Origin of the sequence: Leptospira mayottensis 200901116 (assembly GCF_000306675.2) — a bacterium.
GTDB lineage: Bacteria > Spirochaetota > Leptospiria > Leptospirales > Leptospiraceae > Leptospira > Leptospira mayottensis.
Genome location: NZ_CP024871.1, coordinates 3,542,501 through 3,545,000, shown reverse-complemented (window position 1 = coordinate 3,545,000; position 2,500 = coordinate 3,542,501). Strand labels below are relative to the sequence as shown.

Annotated in this window: 3 protein-coding genes and 1 pseudogene (2 of these 4 cut by a window edge); 1 reads left to right on the top strand and 3 read right to left on the bottom strand. The window is 38.2% G+C overall.

The genetic code is table 11. From position 1 onward, the window contains the following. Window positions 1–1,369, top strand: the 3' portion of a protein-coding gene (gene pckA, locus LEP1GSC190_RS16245; RefSeq protein ID WP_002746017.1) for a phosphoenolpyruvate carboxykinase (ATP). 227 nt of this gene lie to the left of the window's left edge; the window shows 1,369 of its 1,596 coding nt (coding positions 228–1,596); the start codon falls outside the window, past its left edge; its stop codon occupies window positions 1,367–1,369. 188 nt (window positions 1,370–1,557) lie between these two features. On the opposite strand, the pseudogene LEP1GSC190_RS16240 reads toward pckA, so the two are convergent. From LEP1GSC190_RS16240 to LEP1GSC190_RS16230, 3 genes and pseudogenes are all read right to left on the bottom strand, one after another. Beyond that, window positions 1,558–2,067, bottom strand: a pseudogene (locus tag LEP1GSC190_RS16240) (transposase); the annotation flags it as partial. 127 nt (window positions 2,068–2,194) lie between these two features. Next, window positions 2,195–2,422, bottom strand: coding sequence for a hypothetical protein (locus LEP1GSC190_RS16235; protein WP_081586265.1), 228 nt, complete (start codon window positions 2,420–2,422; stop codon window positions 2,195–2,197). 5 nt (window positions 2,423–2,427) lie between these two features. Next, window positions 2,428–2,500, bottom strand: partial view of a toxin-antitoxin system YwqK family antitoxin gene (locus tag LEP1GSC190_RS16230; protein WP_002747436.1) — the end only. Its footprint extends 677 nt past the window's final position; 73 of the gene's 750 nt are visible here — the last part of the coding sequence; its start codon lies beyond the right edge, outside the window — the gene reads right to left on this strand; it ends in the stop codon at window positions 2,428–2,430.

The following is a 2,500-nucleotide window of genomic DNA, read 5'->3' as shown; positions in this document are numbered from 1 at the left end:
GTGGAGTCATATCAATTTCAAAGTTTCCGAAGCAATCTTTGACGAGTTGTATAAGAAATGTATAAATTATCTGAGTCACAAAAAATTATACGTTTTTGATGGTTATGCCGGTGCAAATCCCGAAACTAGAGTGAGCCTACGCGTTGTTTCTGAAAAAGCTTGGCAACACCACTTTTGTACAAATATGTTCCTTCGTCCTACAAAGGAAGAATTATCTGGACTGAATCCTGAGTTTACGATCATCAACGCATGTGGCATTAAGAACGAAAACTTCAAACAACACGGAATGAATTCCGAAGTGTTTGTGATCTTTCATCTTGCTAAGAAGATTTGTATTATCGGTGGAACCGAATACGGTGGAGAAATGAAAAAAGGTATTTTCTCCGTTATGAATTACAAACTTCCGTTAGAGGGAATTCTTAGCATGCATTGTTCCGCGAACGTGGGCAAAGATGGGGATACGGCTCTTTTCTTTGGACTTTCCGGAACCGGTAAGACAACTCTTTCTACGGACCCGAACCGTAAACTGATTGGAGACGATGAGCACGGCTGGGACGACAATGGGATTTTCAACATCGAAGGAGGTTGTTACGCTAAGGTAATTAATTTAGATCCTAAAACCGAGCCAGATATCTACGAAGCGATTCGTAGAGATGCTCTTTTGGAGAATGTGGTCTATGATCCTCAAACGAAAGTGGTGGATTATTCTTCCGCTGCAAAAACAGAAAACACTCGTGTTTCTTATCCGATTTTTCACATCAATAATATTCAAGTTCCTTCCAAAGGGGGACATCCAAAAACTATTATATTCTTAACTTATGATGCGTTTGGAGTTCTTCCGCCTGTTTCCAAATTAAGCATTGAGCAGGCAATGTATCACTTCCTTTCCGGTTACACTGCGAAGGTTGCGGGAACTGAAAGAGGAATCAAAGAACCTACCGCGACTTTCTCCGCTTGTTTTGGAGCCGCATTTATGACTCTTCACCCGACTAAATATGCTAAGTTACTCGGTGAAAAAATGAAAAAACATAATGTAAGAGCGTATTTGATGAACACTGGTCTTGTAGGCGGATCTTACGGGGTTGGAAAGCGCATGAATCTTCCTTCTACCCGTAAAATCATAGACGAAATCTTAAATGGAAATATTGAGAAGTCCGAGTTTGTGATTCACCCAGTTTTTCAAGTAGCTTATCCTAAGATGATCAGCGGAGTTGATAGCGCGATATTAGATCCGAGAGAAGCTTGGACCGACAAAGCTGCTTACGATGCAACCGCTAAGAAGTTAGGGGAAATGTTTATTAAGAATTTTAAGCAATACGCAGAAGGTTCTAAAGATTTCGATTTCACTGCTTTTGGTCCAAAAATCTAAGACCATTTATAAATGCAGGAGATCTTAAAGGGTCTCCTGTTTATCTTTTCTTTTGACGCTTCTTTTACTAAAACTTGTCGCATTCTACAGCGTGTATCAAAACTTTAGTTTACTTTATCAGAAAATTAAGCTGCAAGGTTCTGTTCCTAACCAGTTTTTTTCGTAAGAAAAACTGGTTAGGGCAGGTTCTTATGATACAGCTTTGCATCCGTTGGAAAAGTAATCGCTTTCTCTTGAACCGTTGTATCAACATTCACTCTTCTAAATTCTGGATCTTTGATCTGACCTTCCCGTTGGCCTAAAAAGATCGTCTCTTCTAAAAATTTCTCTACTCCATCGGAACCTATCCGTTTCCGCCACTTTACTAAACTCGTTGGATCACAAGGAAAATCATGTTCGAAATATTCATTTCCGCAAATATATTGCCAATACGGATTTTCCAAATAGCCTTCTATTACCTTCTCATCAGACACGTTATACGCATGTTTCAAGTAATGAAGTCCCACTAACAAACGGATTCGTAATCCGGGGCGCCCGGTTTTCTCTGTGTAGTATTTTCCGAATTCTTTCTCAAATTTTTCCCAGTTTATCTTCTTCGAGATTTGATACTACGGGTGTCTAGGATCCAGGATTTGGTCCAATCTATTTCGAAATAGTTCTCCTTGATTCTGTTGTTTTGAGTTTTCTTCTGGTTTCATTTTCACCGGCTTTTACGTGGTTTCTGGATGTTTTTACGAGGATTTTGTTTTTAAGTTTTTGTCCTTGGATAGCATTTTATTTGCGTTATTCGCTATTGTAACTCTTTTTCAGGGACGACTAATTAATTCAGCTCATTTGTCGAAAGTAAAGATTCAAACAAGTAACGACAAACAAATGAAGAATTGTAACAAAAAGGTAAAACTTTAGGTTCAGATACTCTCTGAAAGTTTGAAAAAATCCTATGTGAACTATTGAGAATGCCGAAAGCAGAATCCAAAGATTAAAGATGATCAGTGAGAAATAGAAGCTGAGATAGACTATAAGAAGGAAAAAAATTCCGCAGATCGTTTTCACGATTTTTATTTTTTAAAATACGTTAAGGATTGGCAAACTGAATCGAAGCCTTTTTTGATTTTACAGTTGATTGTTCCA